The 14,698-nt window shown below is 67.4% G+C and carries 14 protein-coding genes; 10 read left to right on the top strand and 4 right to left on the bottom strand.

All coding sequences use genetic code 11. From position 1 onward, the window contains the following. Positions 1-60: 60 nt before the first annotated feature. From lspA to rarD, 4 genes are read left to right on the top strand one after another with little or no spacing between them, the layout of a single operon-like run. Positions 61-690 (top strand): signal peptidase II, encoded by a 630-nt coding sequence (gene lspA / locus CVA01_RS04790; RefSeq protein ID WP_307723355.1) that lies wholly within the window; start codon positions 61-63, stop codon positions 688-690. Then, positions 687-1,622: an RluA family pseudouridine synthase gene (locus CVA01_RS04785; protein WP_174775604.1), complete on the top strand. Its 936-nt coding sequence runs from the start codon at positions 687-689 to the stop codon at positions 1,620-1,622. Before lspA ends, CVA01_RS04785 begins: the two co-directional genes overlap by 4 nt. Beyond that, positions 1,622-2,347 (top strand): hypothetical protein, encoded by a 726-nt coding sequence (locus tag CVA01_RS04780; RefSeq protein ID WP_244938155.1) that lies wholly within the window; start codon positions 1,622-1,624, stop codon positions 2,345-2,347. The genes CVA01_RS04785 and CVA01_RS04780 overlap by 1 nt, the downstream gene beginning before the upstream one ends. Continuing rightward, positions 2,344-3,264: an EamA family transporter RarD gene (gene rarD, locus CVA01_RS04775; protein WP_041629938.1), complete on the top strand. Its 921-nt coding sequence runs from the start codon at positions 2,344-2,346 to the stop codon at positions 3,262-3,264. The genes CVA01_RS04780 and rarD overlap by 4 nt, the downstream gene beginning before the upstream one ends. Here rarD and CVA01_RS04770 read toward each other — a convergent pair. Further along, positions 3,234-4,544, bottom strand: a complete 1,311-nt coding sequence (locus CVA01_RS04770; protein ID WP_141329038.1) for a D-arabinono-1,4-lactone oxidase — start codon at positions 4,542-4,544, stop codon at positions 3,234-3,236. The genes rarD and CVA01_RS04770 overlap by 31 nt on opposite strands. After that, positions 4,541-5,746 carry an alanine racemase gene (locus CVA01_RS04765; protein WP_141329036.1) on the bottom strand — a complete coding sequence of 402 codons (1,206 nt, stop codon included), beginning with the start codon at positions 5,744-5,746 and terminating at the stop codon, positions 4,541-4,543. The genes CVA01_RS04770 and CVA01_RS04765 overlap by 4 nt, the downstream gene beginning before the upstream one ends. A gap of 59 nt (positions 5,747-5,805) precedes the next feature. Here CVA01_RS04765 and nadA point away from each other — a divergent pair, with 59 nt between their 5' ends. From nadA to CVA01_RS04745, 4 genes are all read left to right on the top strand, one after another. After that, a complete protein-coding gene (gene nadA, locus CVA01_RS04760) occupies positions 5,806-6,900 on the top strand; it encodes a quinolinate synthase NadA (RefSeq protein ID WP_141329034.1) in 1,095 nt (364 codons plus the stop codon). 11 nt (positions 6,901-6,911) lie between these two features. Continuing rightward, positions 6,912-7,880 (top strand): carboxylating nicotinate-nucleotide diphosphorylase, encoded by a 969-nt coding sequence (nadC, locus tag CVA01_RS04755; RefSeq protein ID WP_014009725.1) that lies wholly within the window; start codon positions 6,912-6,914, stop codon positions 7,878-7,880. Between the two features lie 128 nt (positions 7,881-8,008). Further along, on the top strand, positions 8,009-8,503 hold the full coding sequence (locus tag CVA01_RS04750; protein ID WP_141329032.1) for a hypothetical protein: 495 nt from the start codon (positions 8,009-8,011) through the stop codon (positions 8,501-8,503). A gap of 9 nt (positions 8,504-8,512) precedes the next feature. Continuing rightward, positions 8,513-8,977: a hypothetical protein gene (locus CVA01_RS04745; RefSeq protein ID WP_141329030.1), complete on the top strand. Its 465-nt coding sequence runs from the start codon at positions 8,513-8,515 to the stop codon at positions 8,975-8,977. Here the strand turns inward: CVA01_RS04745 and CVA01_RS04740 are convergent. After that, positions 8,962-10,137 carry an ATP-binding protein gene (locus CVA01_RS04740; RefSeq protein ID WP_141329028.1) on the bottom strand — a complete coding sequence of 392 codons (1,176 nt, stop codon included), beginning with the start codon at positions 10,135-10,137 and terminating at the stop codon, positions 8,962-8,964. The two genes, CVA01_RS04745 and CVA01_RS04740, sit on opposite strands and share 16 nt — an antisense overlap. Positions 10,138-10,219: 82 nt before the next feature. Beyond that, positions 10,220-10,597, bottom strand: a complete 378-nt coding sequence (locus tag CVA01_RS04735) for a DUF6841 family protein (RefSeq protein WP_014009729.1) — start codon at positions 10,595-10,597, stop codon at positions 10,220-10,222. A gap of 165 nt (positions 10,598-10,762) precedes the next feature. Here CVA01_RS04735 and CVA01_RS14875 point away from each other — a divergent pair, with 165 nt between their 5' ends. Both CVA01_RS14875 and dnaE read left to right on the top strand, forming a co-directional pair. After that, positions 10,763-11,101, top strand: a complete 339-nt coding sequence (locus CVA01_RS14875) for a DUF2568 domain-containing protein (protein ID WP_170209703.1) — start codon at positions 10,763-10,765, stop codon at positions 11,099-11,101. 23 nt (positions 11,102-11,124) lie between these two features. Beyond that, positions 11,125-14,691 (top strand): DNA polymerase III subunit alpha, encoded by a 3,567-nt coding sequence (gene dnaE, locus CVA01_RS04725; protein ID WP_141329024.1) that lies wholly within the window; start codon positions 11,125-11,127, stop codon positions 14,689-14,691. The last annotated feature ends 7 nt before the right edge of the window (positions 14,692-14,698 follow it).

Genomic DNA, 14,698 nt, shown 5'->3' with positions numbered 1-14,698 from the left:
GTCTGTGCACGACCGTCACGTTACCAACCTCTCCTGGCACACCCGCTAGGATGGACACCCGTGACCCAGGCCCCTTCCTCCCGACCCTCCGCTGAGACAGCGGATTCCCGCCCGGCCCGCATCAGGTCCAGAGTGGTTCCCTGGGCGTTGGCCGTTCTGCTGGGCGTGGTCGTTCTCGACCAGGTGACGAAGTGGGCCGTCGTCGAATTCCTCGAACCGCGGACCAGCTACCCGGTCCTCGGTGAGTTCGCGCGTCTCTACCTCATCCGAAACTCCGGGGCGGCGTTCTCGATGGGGGAGGACGCCACCCCGGTCTTCGCGGTCATCCAGCTGCTGGCGGCACTGCTGTGCGTCTTCCTCGCGTTCCGGGTACGCGCCCCGTGGACCGTCGCGGCGGTCGGCATGATCGGCGGCGGGGCGACCGGCAACTTCATCGACCGGGTCTTCCGGGACCCGGGTGGACTGCACGGCCATGTCGTGGACTTCATCTCGCTCGGGGACTTCGCAATCTTCAATGTCGCGGACTCCGGCATCACCGTCGGCGTCATCGTGTACCTCATCTACGGGCTGTTCATCGAGCCGAAGCAGCAGAAGGACAAAGCGGACGACGCGGACGACGCGGACGACGCGGACGACGCGGACGACGCGGACGAAGCGGACGCAGCGACAGAGCAGGAGGAGCAGAAATGAGCGACCGTGAGTCCAGGATGATGCCGGTGCCCGGCGGCCTGGCAGGAATGCGGGTCGACGCCGGCCTGTCCAAGCTGCTCGGTCTGTCCCGTACCGTCGTCGCCGAACTCGCCGAGGCCGGCGACATCGTCCAGGACGGGAAGACCGCCGGTAAGTCCGACCGGCTCGTCGACGGCGCATGGCTCGACGTCACCCTCCCCGCACCGCCCCGGGACCTCGCCGCCGAACCGGCCCGCGTCGTCGAAGGCATGGACATCCTCTACTCCGACGACGACGTCATCGTCGTCGACAAGCCGGTCGGAGTCGCCGCGCATCCCACGATCGGCTGGGAGGGCCCGACCGTCACCTCCGGTCTGGCAGCCGCAGGGTACCGGATCTCGACCTCCGGACCGCCGGAGCGCAAGGGCATCGTCCACCGCCTCGACGTCGGTACCTCCGGTGTCATGGCGGTCGCGGCGTCCGAGCGTGCCTACACGGTCCTCAAGCGGGCATTCCGCGACCGCACGGTCGACAAGACCTACCACGCGCTCGTCCAGGGCCACCCGGACCCCACCGACGGCACCATCGACGCGCCGATCGCGCGTCACCCCGGCCACGGCTGGAAGTTCGCCGTCCAGGACGGGGGACGCCACGCCGTCACCCACTACGAGACCATCGAGGCCTTCCGTGAGGCCACCCTGGTGCGTGTCCATCTCGAGACCGGACGCACCCATCAGATCCGCGTCCACTTCTCGGCCCTGCACCATCCGTGCGCCGGTGACCCGATGTACGGTTCCGATCCGGCACTGTCGCAGCGGCTGGGTCTGGTGCGTCAGTGGCTCCACGCCGTCCACCTCGGGTTCCCGCACCCCGACGGCCGGTGGATGGACATCGAGTCGCCCTACCCGGCTGACCTGCAGACCGCGCTCGACCGGTTACGGGAGACGAACTGATGGGCAGGTTCCGGTCCGCCGAGCAGATCCCTGCCGACAAGCGGACGCGTCGCAGGCTCGAGTGGGAGGACACGCGACGCCCCGCCTGGGTGATGTGGCTGTCCGTGGCGTGCCTGATCGCCCTGCTGGTCACCGTCATCGCCCTGTCGAATTCCGACCGCATGTCGCAGGCCACCGCGATCAACGGTGACGTCCTCGGCCCGGAGACCGGCGAGTCCACCGGGGACTACCTGGCACGTGCCGGTGAGGCCCTCGCCGCCACGACCGGGGACGCCCCGCGCTGGGCCCTGGTGTCCCCGGACGGTCCGGCGGATGTCGCCGCCCTCACCGCCGTGTTCACCGACCAGCCGGGACTGCGGGTGAGCACCCTGCTCGCCGGCGGTGTCCAGTGGGCCCTGCCCGAGCCCTCGGTCGGCCACCGCCGCGAAGACGTCTTCGCCCAGGCCCGGCACCGGGTCGCCGGCTCCGCCGGTATCCCGGACACCGATGAGGCGCTGGGGATCACCGGCGTCATCGTCCACGGGACCCCTGCCGAGCTGCACTCCCTGGCGTCCACCCCCGGGGTGCGCGCCGTCGAGCCGCTGCCGGCGGACGCGGTCTACGGACGCTTCGGTATGCGTCCGCTGGAGGACACGGCGCCTGCTGCGCCTGCTGAGGAGCAGCCCCAGGATCTTCCTGACGACCTGCCGGAGAACCCGGAGCAGCCGGAGGCTCCTGCGCCATGATCTGGGGAGTCGCCTGCTACCTGATGTGGGGCTTCTTCCCCGCCTTCTTCCCGCTCCTCGAACCGGCCGACCCGATGGAGATCCTCGCCCACCGTTTCGTGTGGACACTCGCCTTCGTCGCCGTCGTCCTGCTGTTGCTGGGACGCAACCACGGCGGTGGTTTCCGCTGGATCGGTCAGCTCTCGCTGCGCCAGTGGGGACGCATCGCCGTGGCCGCCGTACTCATCGCCGGCAACTGGGGCCTGTACATCTACGCGGTGAACAACGACCATGTCGCGGACGCCGCCCTGGGGTACTTCATCAACCCCCTGGTCAGCGTCCTGCTGGGTGTGCTGGTGCTGCGGGAGCGGCTACGGTTGCTGCAGTGGGTCGCCGTCGGCGTGGCCGGCGTGGCGGTCGTCATCCTCACCGTCGCCCTGGGGACGCCACCGGTGGTGTCGCTGGCACTGGCGTTCTCCTTCGGGCTCTACGGCCTGATGAAGAAGAAGGTGACGCTGTCCCCGCTGCAGTCACTCACCGCCGAGACCCTGGTGCTCGCCCCGGTGGGCGTGCTCTACCTCGCGTGGCTGCAGACCCAGGGCACGAACACGATGTTCCAGGGCGGCCACGGAGTGGGCCATGTCCTCCTGCTGATCACCGCCGGCGTGGTCACCGCGCTGCCGCTGCTGTGCTTCGCCCGGGCGGCGCATGAGCTGTCCCTGACCACCCTGGGGATGATCCAGTACATCACGCCGGTACTGCAGATGCTGTGGGCGGTCTTCGTCGTCCACGAGCACATCGAACCGGCGCGCTGGGTCGGCTTCGGCCTGATCTGGGTGGCGGTGATCATCTTCACCACGGACACGTTGTTCAACGTGCCGCGGCGTCCGAAGCTGACCCGGCCCGCTCAGTCCAGCCCGAAGACCCGGTCCACGTAGGGGTTCCGGAACATCCCGTCGGGGTCGACCTGCGACCGCAGGGCCGCGACGGTGGTGAGATCCTCATGCACCGCCGAGAGCTCCGCGAACCCGAGGGTGTGGTGCTTGCCCCAGTGGGGGCGTCCTCCCGCGGCGACGAGGATCGGCTCGAGGACGCGGAAGAACTCGCGGTAGTCGTCGCGGTGGTAGCGGTGTGCGGCGATATAGCAGGACTCGCGGCCCTTCGCCGTGGACAGCGGCACATCGTCAGCCGCGGTGGCACGGACCTCGATGGGGAAGCCGACCGGGATGCCGCAGGCGTCGATGGCGCGGTGGACCTCGGCGAGGACCTCCGGGGCGTCCGCCAGGGGAACGGAGTACTCCATCTCGTTGAACCGCACCCGGCGCTTCGAGACGAAGACGTCATGGGCGACGTCGGCGTACTCCCGCTGGGCCAGCGCCCCGGCGGAGACCCTGTTGAAGAAGCCGGTGGTCTTCGGGGCGACGGACATGACCCGGCACATCGCACCGTAGACGGCGTTGGTCACCAGTTCGTCGTCGATGACCGACTTCCAGCATGGCACGGACCCGGGCACGTTGTCTCTGTCGGACAGCGGATGACGGGTGTTGCGCTTGACGTGGGCGACGGAGGTGCCGGGGAACCAGTAGTACTCCAGGTGGTCGACCTCATGGGCCAGGGCGGTGAAATTCTCCACCACCGGCCCCAGCGGCTCGGCCTTCTCCACGGCGGAGAGGATGAAGGTGTCCACCACCGCCATCCTCACCTGCGTCAGGACGCCGAGGGCGCCGATGCTCACGCGGCCGCACTCGAAGAGCGGGTCGCCGGGGCCGGCGTCATGGACCACACCGTCGGCGGTGACGATGCGAAGACCCCGGACCATCCCGGCGAAGCCGGTGAACCCGACCCCGGTGCCGTGGGTGGAGGTCGACAGCGCACCGGCCAGAGACTGCGGATCCACATCCCCCTGGTTCGCCAGCGCCAGTCCGTGGGGCCTGAGCAGTCCCGGGATGTCCCGCAGCCGGGTGCCGGCGAGAAAGGTGACCTCCATGGCGTCCTTGTCCACGTGGACGAGGCCGGTCAAGTTGTCGAGGTTGACGAGGACACCGTCGGTCACCGCCGCCGGGGTGAAGGAGTGGCCCGCGCCGACGGTCTTCACGTGCAGGCCGCGCGCGGCGGCGTCCCGGACGACGCCGACCAGTTCGGCCTCGGTGGCGGGCTGGACGAACGCCTGCGGGTGCGCGGTCTGTGCCCTGGACCAGTTGTGCCAGGTGGTTGTCATACGAAGACCTTTCCTTCGCCGCGGTACGTGGGCCAGTCGGCGATGACGTGGGTGGTGTTGTCGGCGGGGTCGCGGGAGACGACGGTGACCTTGTCGGTCCACTCGGCCTGCTCACCGGCCTTGGCGTGGCGGAACCACACATGGTCGCCGAGGCCGAGGTCGCGGGCGGCGGTCCCGCGCAACGGGGTCTGGACCTCACCGGCGCCCTCCGTGGCGGAGAAGGACAGCCCGGTGGGGAAGTCCACGACCGGCACACGGTCGGCACCGGGGACACCGGAGGCTAGGCGTCCACCCCCGGCGACGGTCACGATGTCCGTGGCGGCGCGGCGCACGACCGGCAGCACGAACCATTCGGCGGCCGCGGGGGAGAAGGTGCGGTAATGGTCGAAGAGTCCGGAACCGATGATCCCGGAGCCGGCACCGATCTCGGTGACGGCGTCCTCGACCGAGGTGGTCTCCGCCGATCCGGTGCCGCCGCCGTTGACGAACTCCAGCTGCCCGCCACGGGCTTCGACGACCGTCCTGACCGCGGCGACGATCTTCGCGCGGCGCCCGGCCAGTTCCTTCACCGAGGCGGCCTTCATCGCCGCGACAGCGGGGGAGGTGTCGGTGGTGCCGGCGACCTGCCCCTCGTAGGCCATGATGCCGACGAGCTCCACACCGGGGCGGGCGCAGATCTGCCCGGCCAGGCGCGTGGCGTCCTCCACCGTATGTACCGGCGAGCGGCGCGCACCGAGATGCAGCGGGCCGACGGCGAGCGAGGCGTCGACGTCGAGACAGACGCGGACGGTGCCGACGCGGTCCTCCGGCGGGGACGCGGCGTCCAACAGGTCGAGGTGGTCGACGCTGTCGACCATGACGGTCACCGCGTCCAGATAGCGGGAGTCGGCGGTGAGCTGCCGTAGCAGTGACGGGGTGACGCAGGGGTAGGCGACGAGGATGTCGTCGCTGACCTGTTCGTCGACCAGCCAGAGCGCCTCTCCGAGATGGTAGGCCAGCAGGCCCTCGATGCCCTCGCACTCCAGCAGACGGGAGATCAGCGGGCGGATACGGACGGACTTCGTCGCCAGTCGGACCGGGGTGCCGGACGCACGGCGGACGAGATCGGCGGTGTTGGCGAGGGCCGCATCCAGATCGAGGACGCTGAACGGCGCCTCACGGTCTGCGACGGCGGCGCGGACGGAAGGACGGGGCACACTCATTCCCGGATAATTCCATACTTGTGGTCCTTGTGCAGCTGAACACTGTATTGTCTTCCGTCATGACTGTGACGACCACCCTTCAGACCCTCGACGAGTTGGACAGCCCACTACTGTCCGCCGTCCACCGAGCGCCCGGCCACGTCGGCCCCGACGGACCGGTCGGACGCTGGGAAGGGATCGACGGCAACGAGGACTGGGCAGACGAGATCCGCCGGCTGAAGACGGCCCGCAACGCCGTCATCCTCGCCCACAACTACGAACTGCCCGAGATCCAGGACATCGCCGACCACACCGGCGACTCACTGGCCCTCTCCCGCATCGCCGCGGAAACCGACGCCGACGTCATCGTGTTCTGCGGCGTGCACTTCATGGCCGAGACCGCGAAGATCCTCTCCCCGGACAAGACCGTCCTCATCCCGGACGCCGAGGCCGGCTGTTCCCTGGCGGACTCCCTCACCGAGACCGAGCTGGCCGAGTGGAAGGCAGAGCACCCCGACGCGCTGGTGGTCAGCTACATCAACACCACCGCCGCGGTGAAGGGCCTCACCGACGTCTGCTGCACCAGCTCCAACGCCGTGGACGTGGTCGCGGGGCTGCCCGCGGACAAGGAGATCCTCTTCGGCCCGGACCAGTTCCTCGGAGCCCACGTACGCCGCGAGACCGGTCGCGACAACATCCACGTCTGGGCGGGCGAGTGCCACGTCCACGCCGGGATCTCCGGGCCGGAACTGGCGCGCCGGGCAGAGGAGAATCCGGACGCCGACCTGTTCATCCACCCGGAGTGCGGCTGCGCGAACTCCGCGATCTACCTGGCGGGGGAAGGCGTCATCGACCCGGAACGCGTCCACATGCTCTCCACCGGAGAAATGCTCACCTCGGCGAAGGTGGCGTCCGACGCAGGACGCGGCAAGGTGCTTGTCGCCACGGAGGTCGGCATGCTCCACCAGCTGCGCGGCGTGGCCCCGGACGTGGACTTCGCACCTGTCAACGAGCGGGCGGCGTGCCCGTACATGAAGATGATCACCCCGGCGGCCCTGCTGCGCTGTCTCGCCCTCGGCGCCGACGAGGTCGATGTGGCCCCTGACGTCGCCGAAAAGGCACGTCAGGCGGTGGAACGGATGATCGCTGTCGGAAATCCGGGCGGTGGGGAGTAAGTTTGTCCGCCGTGCCTGTTACCAAGACTTCGCGTCGGGAGATGTTCCCGGCTGATCAGCGCTTCCCCTACACCGCCCCGCTGGGTGACCTGGGCTGCGCACCCTCTCTGTTCACCACCCTCGCCCGGACCGCCCTGTCGGAGGACCTCTCCGACGGGGACGCCACGACGCTGGCCACCGTTGCGAGGGGCGAGACCGGACGCGGCCTGCTGGTCGCCCGGTCCGGTGGCGTGGTCTCCGGTATCGATGCCGTCCGCTCCATCCTCGTCGAGGCCGCCGAGCCCACCTTCGCCGCTGTGCTCGGTGGAACGGTCGCGCTGACTGACGCGGTGGCCAACGGTGCGGTCGTCGCGCCGGCCGACACGGTGGGCGTACTCACTGGTCCGGTGCGCGCGATCCTGCAGCTGGAGCGCACGGTGCTCAACATGCTCTCCCATGCCTCCGGTGTGGCGACGCAGACCGCGGCCTGGGTGTCCGCGGTCGAGGAGACCGCGCCGGAGGACCATTCGGTCGCGGTCAGGGATTCCCGCAAGACCCTGCCGGGCCTGCGTCTGCTGGAGAAGCGGGCCGTGGTCCACGGCGGCGGTGTGCCGCACCGCTACAACCTCTCCGACCAGGCGATGGTCAAGGACAACCACGTCACCGCCGGTGGTGGAGTGGTGGACGCCTACCTGGCCGTGCGTGCCGCGCACCCGGAACTGTGGTGCGAGGTGGAGGTCGACAATCTGGTGCAGCTGCGTGAGGTGCTGGCGCTGAAGCGCCCGCCGCAGCAGGTGCTGCTGGACAACTTCTCCGTCGCGGACACGGTCGCTGCGGTGGGGATGCGTGCCGAGAAGGCGCCGAATGTGCTGCTCGAATCCTCGGGTGGTCTGACCCTCGGTGTGGTCGGCGATTACGCGGCGTCCGGTGTGGACTCCGTCGCCGTCGGTGGGCTCACCCACTCTGTCGCCTCGCTGGACATCGGCCTCGACCTGGAGTGAGGGGCCTCATGTCTGCGGCACTCACAAATCCTGCTTTCTGTGCCACGGATCGCCGATTCTGTGAGTGCCGCAGACATGCTGCAACCGAGCGTTGGTCGGTGACGGGCGGCCGCCGGTAAGCTGAGCCCATGGATTCGGTGAGAAGTGCGGGGGAATCAGTGTTCGAGGCACGTACACCGATCGAGTTCCGGGTCATCCCGTTCGTCATCCTGATGCCCTCGCTGGTGGCGGTTCTCGTGGAGCCGGTCTGGTGGGTGATCGCTCTGGTTGCCGGTCTCCTGGCGCTGCTGGTGTGGGCGGCGTTCGCTGCCCGGGTGTCCGTCAGGGTTGGCGCACGGAACGTGGACATCGCCGGACCGTTCTACCGTCGTAGCATCCCCGTGGACGAGATCGCCGAAGTCAGCCTTCACCGCGAAAGTGTGGCGGACCACAGTCTCATCCAGTGGCCGGTCGCTGGACTGGCGTCCTCGCCAGTGGGGGTCCGGATCGGGCTCGGTGGGATGCTCGGGGTGCGCATGCGCACGACGGGCGGCGAGACGTACAAGGTCTTCCTCGGCACAACGTCAGACGGCGAGGCCTGTGTGGCGGCGGTTGCGGCAGCGTCGGCGGTGCAGGCATCGTAGCCTGGGTACATGACCAGCTCAGCCGGAAAGATCACCGTCTTCTCGGTGCATCCGGCGCCGGCGATCCTGCTGGCGATTGTGGTCCGGGAGCCGGCCGTCCAGCTGATCGTCGTGGTCGTTCTGCTCTTCGTGGTCTGGGCGGCCTTCGGTCTGCGGTTGACCGTCAGTGTGGGACAGGAGACCGTCGATGTGGTCGGCACCTTCTACCGGCGCAGTATTCCCGCGGGGCAGATCGACTCTGTGACCGTCGCCCCGGATGACGGCATGAACCACGTCCTGCTCAACTGGCAGGTCACCGGGCGGGCGACCTCACTGGACGGCGTCCGACTGAACCTCGGAGGCAGTGTCGCGCTGCAGATCAGGACGATGGCAGGGGAGCGGTACAACGTCGTTTTCCCCACCAATGCTGACGCACTGGCCTGCCGCGACGCGGCCATCGAGGTGGTAGGGCAACCACCTCAGTCAGCTGTGTGACGCCTCACCCATGCGCCCATGCCGGGAGTGATGAAGTGCAGTCCACCTGATCCGCTCCGGTAGATCGTCCCCTTCTTGATCAGACGGTCGCGCAGGTAGGAGACGCTCCGGATCTCCGCGCCCATCGCATCCGCCACTTGTCCTCCGTTCGGTTCGTCGACGGTGGATTCCGCAGCGGCCAAGGCAGTCAGGTAGTCCCGTTCGCGGTCGCTGGCGTCCTCCCATCTGCTGAGGAACAGCTGCTCCAGGTCGGCCGCGATACGGGGAAGCGCGGCGTGGGCGTGTTCCCCGGTGATGCGGTCGCTCCCGTGGGACGCACGCCAGGCAAAGTGGCCGGCGACCTGGATGGCGTAAGGATAGCCGCCGGTCTGGGCGATGAGGTGGTCGGCTGCGTCCGGGTCCATCGGGCGGCCGGACTGGCCCGCCGGAGCTGTCAGGGCCTCCCTCGCATCCGGGCCGGCCAGTGACTCCAGCGGGTGCCATTCCGCGCGTTCGAGGTATGTGGGAAGCTGCTTGTCGCGCTTCTCCCGCAGGGACGGAAGCGCGGCGACGGCAATGACCAACGGCCAGTTTTCGGGAACCGTCTCCTGGAGCACACCGCCGAGTTCGTGGAGTTCCGCGGCGGTAGCGTTCTGCAGTTCATCGAGGGTGACAAGAAGACCTGCGTCCCGGGACATCGCCGCGGTCATGGTTGATCGTAGGACGCTACCCAATGACTCCGGTGAACTGTCCTCTTCCCGGGAAACTTCGACGCCGCCACCGATACCCGGTATCGATGCCTGGACCTTTGCACCGATGAGTTGTACCCGCCTCGATGTGCCGGAGTCGGTGGGGGTGATTCCCTCAAAGAGTTCCCGCGCCGCCCGGAGCTTCGAGGTCAGATCACCTATGAGATCCGACCTTTTCGCCTCGACGTGCACGGTCGGCCACGAGAGCTGTTCGGCAGCGGCATGGGAGATCTCGCCCAGCGTGACAGTTTTTCCGACTCCTCGGGGGCCGACGAGGATGAGGGGGCGGGCCGTCCTGCCGTCGAAAGCCGCGACCTCAAGTGCTTCATTGGCGGCGTCCAGTACATCTGTGCGTCCTGCGAACACCAGTGGAGCCTGGTTGAAGCCCGGGCGATAGGGGTTCGGCTGACGTGGCGACGGCGCGGTAGTCATGTGCAAATTATGGCGCGTATAGCGAAAAAGGAGGGTGTATAGCAAAAAGCATCGGGTATAGCACCGTACAGCAGGACCAGCATCACCCCAGCGGCGTGAGGACGCCGATCTTCCATCCGCCGTCCACGCGGACCAGCTGGTACATGTTGCGCTCCCCGGGGATCACATCGTCGGGACCGTCATATTCGAACTCGACCACCACCCAGATGCTGTGGTCGGTCGCAGCAGGAACAGTGATGGTGGTCGAGGCGTCCTTGATGCCCTCGTACTGACCGAACGCGCCGGCAAAGAACTGCTCGGTCTGGGAGGGGTCGGTCACGAGGATGCGCTGGCGTGGGAACTCGATGAGCGCGGGTACGGCGTAGGCGTCGGCCAGTGCGGCGGCGTCCCGGTCCAGGAGATGGCGTGTGTAAGTGTCGAAGAACTCTTCGGCGACAGTGGCGGCTTCTGTGGCGTCCATGCCGCCATGCTAGTCCTGGGAAGGATATGCCGACGATCGACGGTGAATGGCGACGCGGCGGAGTGGGAGGCGTCCGATTCTGGTCCTGGCGCCGGAGGTCTGCGTCCGTCATCATTGTGGGTAGTCGCGGAAGCATACCGCTTTCCACTGCTCCCAGGGGTGACCGTGGAGGATGTCAATGCCAACGACCTCGTGGCCTTCTTCGTCGAAGTGGTCGCGTTCATCGCCCTTGCGGTGTTCGCCTGGCGTGCCGCACCGACAGGTGTCCGCAGTTGGGTCTGGATGCTCGGGATCCTGATCGTCGCAGGTTCCCTCTGGGCGCTCTTCGTCTCACCGCAGGCGACTTTTGATGTTCCTGTGCTCGCCCTGCTGCTCAAGATCGTGATCCTGGGCGCAGGGGTCCTGGCACTCAGATCCCTCACCTCCCCGGTGTGGGGGATCCTGTTCGGCGTGGTTGTCGTGGTGAACACCGTGCTGATCTACATCGGTCCGTTCGCACGCTAGAGTCCGGCGGTAGACTGTCCGCCATGAAGAAGTCCTCCTTCGTCCACCTGCACAACCACACCGAGTACTCCATGCTCGACGGCATGGCGAAGGTGGACCTTCTCGCCCAGGAGGTCTCCCGGCAGGGCATGCCCGCGGTCGGCATGACAGACCACGGCAACATGTTCGGCTCGGACGCCTTCTACCACGCGATGACCGCTGCGGACATCAAGCCGATCATCGGCATCGAGACCTACATGGCCCCGGACTCCCGCCTGATCAAGGACCGGATCAAATGGGGCCAGCCCGAACAGAAACGCGACGACGTCGCCGGTGGCGGCTACTACCTCCACCAGACGATGATGGCGGAGAACGCGACCGGTCTGCACAACCTCTTCCGGCTGTCGTCCCTGGCGTCCTACGAGGGGCAGGTCTCGAAGTACCCGCGCATGGACGCCGAGATCGTCGCCGAGCACGCCGAGGGCATCATCGCCACCACCGGCTGCCCCTCCGGCGACGTGCAGACCCGGCTGCGCCTCGGCCAGTTCGACAAGGCCCTCGAGGCCGCAGCGATGTGGCAGGACATCTACGGCAAGGACAACTACTTCCTCGAGCTCATGGACCACGGGCTCGACATCGAGAAGCGGGTCCGCGACGACCTCCTGGAGATCGGCAAGCGCCTCGAGTTGCCGCCGCTGGTCACCAACGACTGCCACTACGTGCTCCAGAAGCAGGCCAAGCCGCACGAGGTCATGCTCTGCGTCCAGACCGGTGCAACCCTGGAGGAGCCGACCCTCGACGAGGGCGGCAAGCGCTTCGCCTTCTCCGGCGACGGCTACTACATCAAGCCGGCCGAGATGCTGCGCGAGTACTGGGACCCGATCGTCCCCGACGGCTGCGACAACACCCTGTGGATCGCCGAGCGCGTCCAGGACTACGGCGAGCTGTGGGAGGAGCACACCCACGACCGCATGCCGAAGTACGACGTCCCCGAGGGGCACACCCCGACCTCCTGGCTCACCAGTGAGGTCCACGACGGACTCATCGAGCGCTTCAACGGCGGCGAGGTCCCCCAGGAGTACCTCGACCGCGCGAAGTACGAGATCGACGTCATCGACATGAAGGGCTACCCGTCCTACTTCCTCGTCGTCGCCGACCTCATCAAGCACGCCCGCTCCATCGGTATCTCCGTCGGCCCGGGCCGTGGTTCCGCCGCCGGCGCGCTCGTGGCCTACGCCCTGACGATCACCAACATCGACCCCATCGAGCACGGGCTGATGTTCGAGCGCTTCCTCAACCCGGAGCGTCCGTCCGCACCGGATATCGACATCGACTTCGCCGATGACCGGCGTTCCGAGATGATCCGCTACGCCGCCGAGAACTGGGGTGAGGACAAGGTCGCGCAGGTCATCACCTTCGGTACGGTGAAAACCAAGCAGGCCATCAAGGACGCCTCCCGCGCCCACCACGGCCAGCCCGGCTTCCAGATCGCCGACCGCATCACCAAGGCCCTGCCCCCGGCGCAGGCGGCCAAGGACATCCCGCTGTCCGGCATCATGGATCCGGAGCACCCCCGCTACGGCGAGGCCGCCGAGATCCGCACCCTCATCGAGACCGACCCGGTGGTCAAGGAGATCTACGATGACGCCCTCGGCCTGGAGGGCGTGGTGCGCCAGGCCGGCGTCCACGCCTGCGCGGTGATCATGGCGTCCGTCCCGCTGATGGACCACATCCCGATGTGGAAGCGTCCCGCCGACGGCGCGTACATCACCGGCTGGCCCTATCCGGCGTGTGAGGCCATCGGCCTGCTGAAGATGGACTTCCTGGGTCTGCGCAACCTCACCGTCATCGCCGACTGCATCAAGAACATCAAGCGCAACCGAGGCGAGGACTTCGATCTGGAGAACCTCGAGACCGACGACCAGGCGTCCTATGAACTGCTGGCCCGCGGCGACACGCTCGGTATTTTCCAGCTGGACTCCGGCGGCATGCAGGAACTGCTCAAGCGGATGAAGCCCACCGGCTTCAACGACATCGTCGCGTCCCTGGCGCTGTACCGTCCGGGGCCGATGGGTGTGGGCGCGCACTGGGACTACGCCGACCGCAAGAACGGCCGCAAGCCGATCGAGCCGATCCACCCGGAGCTCGCCGAGTCCATCAAGGACATCCTGGAGGAGACCTACGGTCTCATCGTGTACCAGGAGCAGATCATGAGGATCTCGCAGAAGGTCGCGAACTACACCGCCGGTGAGGCCGACGGGTTCCGTAAGGCCATGGGTAAGAAGAAGCCCGAGGTCCTGGCCAAGGAGTTCGACAAGTTCTCCGCCGGCATGAAGTCCAACGGCTACTCCGACGAGGCGATCAAGGCGTTGTGGGACACGGTCCTGCCGTTCGCCGGCTACGCGTTCAACAAGTCACACGCCGCCGGCTACGGCCTGGTGAGCTTCTGGACCGCCTACCTCAAGGAGCACTACACCGCCGAGTACATGGCCGCCCTGCTGACCTCGGTGGCCGACAAGAAGGACAAGTCCGCGATCTACCTCGCCGACTGCCGGCACCTCGGCGTGAAGGTGCTGAGCCCGGACGTCAACGAGTCCGCCTACACCTTCCAATCCGTCGGCGAGGACATCCGCTTCGGGCTCGGCGCGGTCCGCAACGTCGGCGAGGATGTCGTCGACTCGATCGTCAAGGCGCGTGAGGAGAAGGGGAAGTTCACCGACTTCTCCGACTACCTCGACAAGATCGACGCCACCGCCTGCAACAAGCGCGTCACCGATTCGCTGATCAAGGCCGGCGCCTTCGATTCCCTCGGTCATCCGCGCAAGGGTCTCAACCTCATCCACGAGGACGCCGTCGACGCCGTCACCTCCACCAAGAAGGCCGCTGCGAAGGGCCAGTTCGACCTCTTCGCCGGTCTGAGTGAGGAGGAGACCGGGGACGCCTTCAAGGTCGAGGTCCCTGATCAGGAGTGGGACCGCAAGCACGCGCTCACCCTGGAGAAGGAGATGCTGGGGCTCTACGTCTCCGGCCACCCCCTCGACGGTTTCGAGGCCTCCCTCGACGCGCAGATCGACACCCCGTTGACCACCGTCCTCTCGGGCGAACTGCCGGACCGGAAGACGGTGAAGGTCGGCGGCATCATCTCGAGCGTGGACCGGCGCGTCGACAAGAAGGGCAATCCCTGGGCCATCGTCACCATCGAGGACCAGCACTCCGCCCAGGCCGAACTGCTGGTCTTCGCCCGAGCGTATGCGCTGGTCGCCCCGATGATCGCCGAGGACAACATCATCCTGGCACAGGCCGAGGTCAGCATCCGGGATGACCGGATGAGCCTGTTCTGCAATGACCTGCGTCAGGCTGAGCTCACCGTCGGTGCAGGCTCCGGTGTGCCGCTGCGGCTGCGGATGCGCATCGACCAGTGCACCCCGGAGAACATCTCGCGGCTCAAGGACGTGCTCCACAACAACCGCGGTGACTCGGATGTCTACCTCACCGTCGCCGACGGTGAGGAGGAGCTGCAGTACATGCTGCCGGCGGAACTCCGGGTGGACCGCACCTCCTCGCTGATGGGTGATCTCAAGGCCTCGACCTGGGCCGGGGTGCTCGGTTAGATGGGGG

Source organism: Corynebacterium variabile (genome assembly GCF_006539825.1).
In the GTDB taxonomy this organism is placed as follows: domain Bacteria; phylum Actinomycetota; class Actinomycetes; order Mycobacteriales; family Mycobacteriaceae; genus Corynebacterium; species Corynebacterium variabile.
The sequence above is the reverse complement of the archived record's forward strand: the minus strand, read 5'-3'. Positions and strand labels throughout refer to the sequence as shown.

What these genes read in the sequence shown, in the direction of transcription:
- CVA01_RS04745 (WP_141329030.1), top strand. Translation starts at nt 8,513, where the DNA reads ATGACCAGCTCAGCCGGAAAGATCACCGTCTTCTCGGTGCATCCGGCG.
- CVA01_RS04785 (WP_174775604.1), top strand. Translation starts at nt 687, where the DNA reads ATGAGCGACCGTGAGTCCAGGATGATGCCGGTGCCCGGCGGCCTGGCA.
- dnaE (WP_141329024.1), top strand. Translation starts at nt 11,125, where the DNA reads ATGAAGAAGTCCTCCTTCGTCCACCTGCACAACCACACCGAGTACTCC.
- CVA01_RS04735 (WP_014009729.1), bottom strand. Translation starts at nt 10,597, where the DNA reads ATGGACGCCACAGAAGCCGCCACTGTCGCCGAAGAGTTCTTCGACACT.
- CVA01_RS04780 (WP_244938155.1), top strand. Translation starts at nt 1,622, where the DNA reads ATGGGCAGGTTCCGGTCCGCCGAGCAGATCCCTGCCGACAAGCGGACG.
- CVA01_RS04750 (WP_141329032.1), top strand. Translation starts at nt 8,009, where the DNA reads ATGGATTCGGTGAGAAGTGCGGGGGAATCAGTGTTCGAGGCACGTACA.
- CVA01_RS04765 (WP_141329036.1), bottom strand. Translation starts at nt 5,746, where the DNA reads ATGAGTGTGCCCCGTCCTTCCGTCCGCGCCGCCGTCGCAGACCGTGAG.
- CVA01_RS04740 (WP_141329028.1), bottom strand. Translation starts at nt 10,137, where the DNA reads ATGACTACCGCGCCGTCGCCACGTCAGCCGAACCCCTATCGCCCGGGC.
- nadA (WP_141329034.1), top strand. Translation starts at nt 5,806, where the DNA reads ATGACTGTGACGACCACCCTTCAGACCCTCGACGAGTTGGACAGCCCA.
- rarD (WP_041629938.1), top strand. Translation starts at nt 2,344, where the DNA reads ATGATCTGGGGAGTCGCCTGCTACCTGATGTGGGGCTTCTTCCCCGCC.
- CVA01_RS04770 (WP_141329038.1), bottom strand. Translation starts at nt 4,544, where the DNA reads ATGACAACCACCTGGCACAACTGGTCCAGGGCACAGACCGCGCACCCG.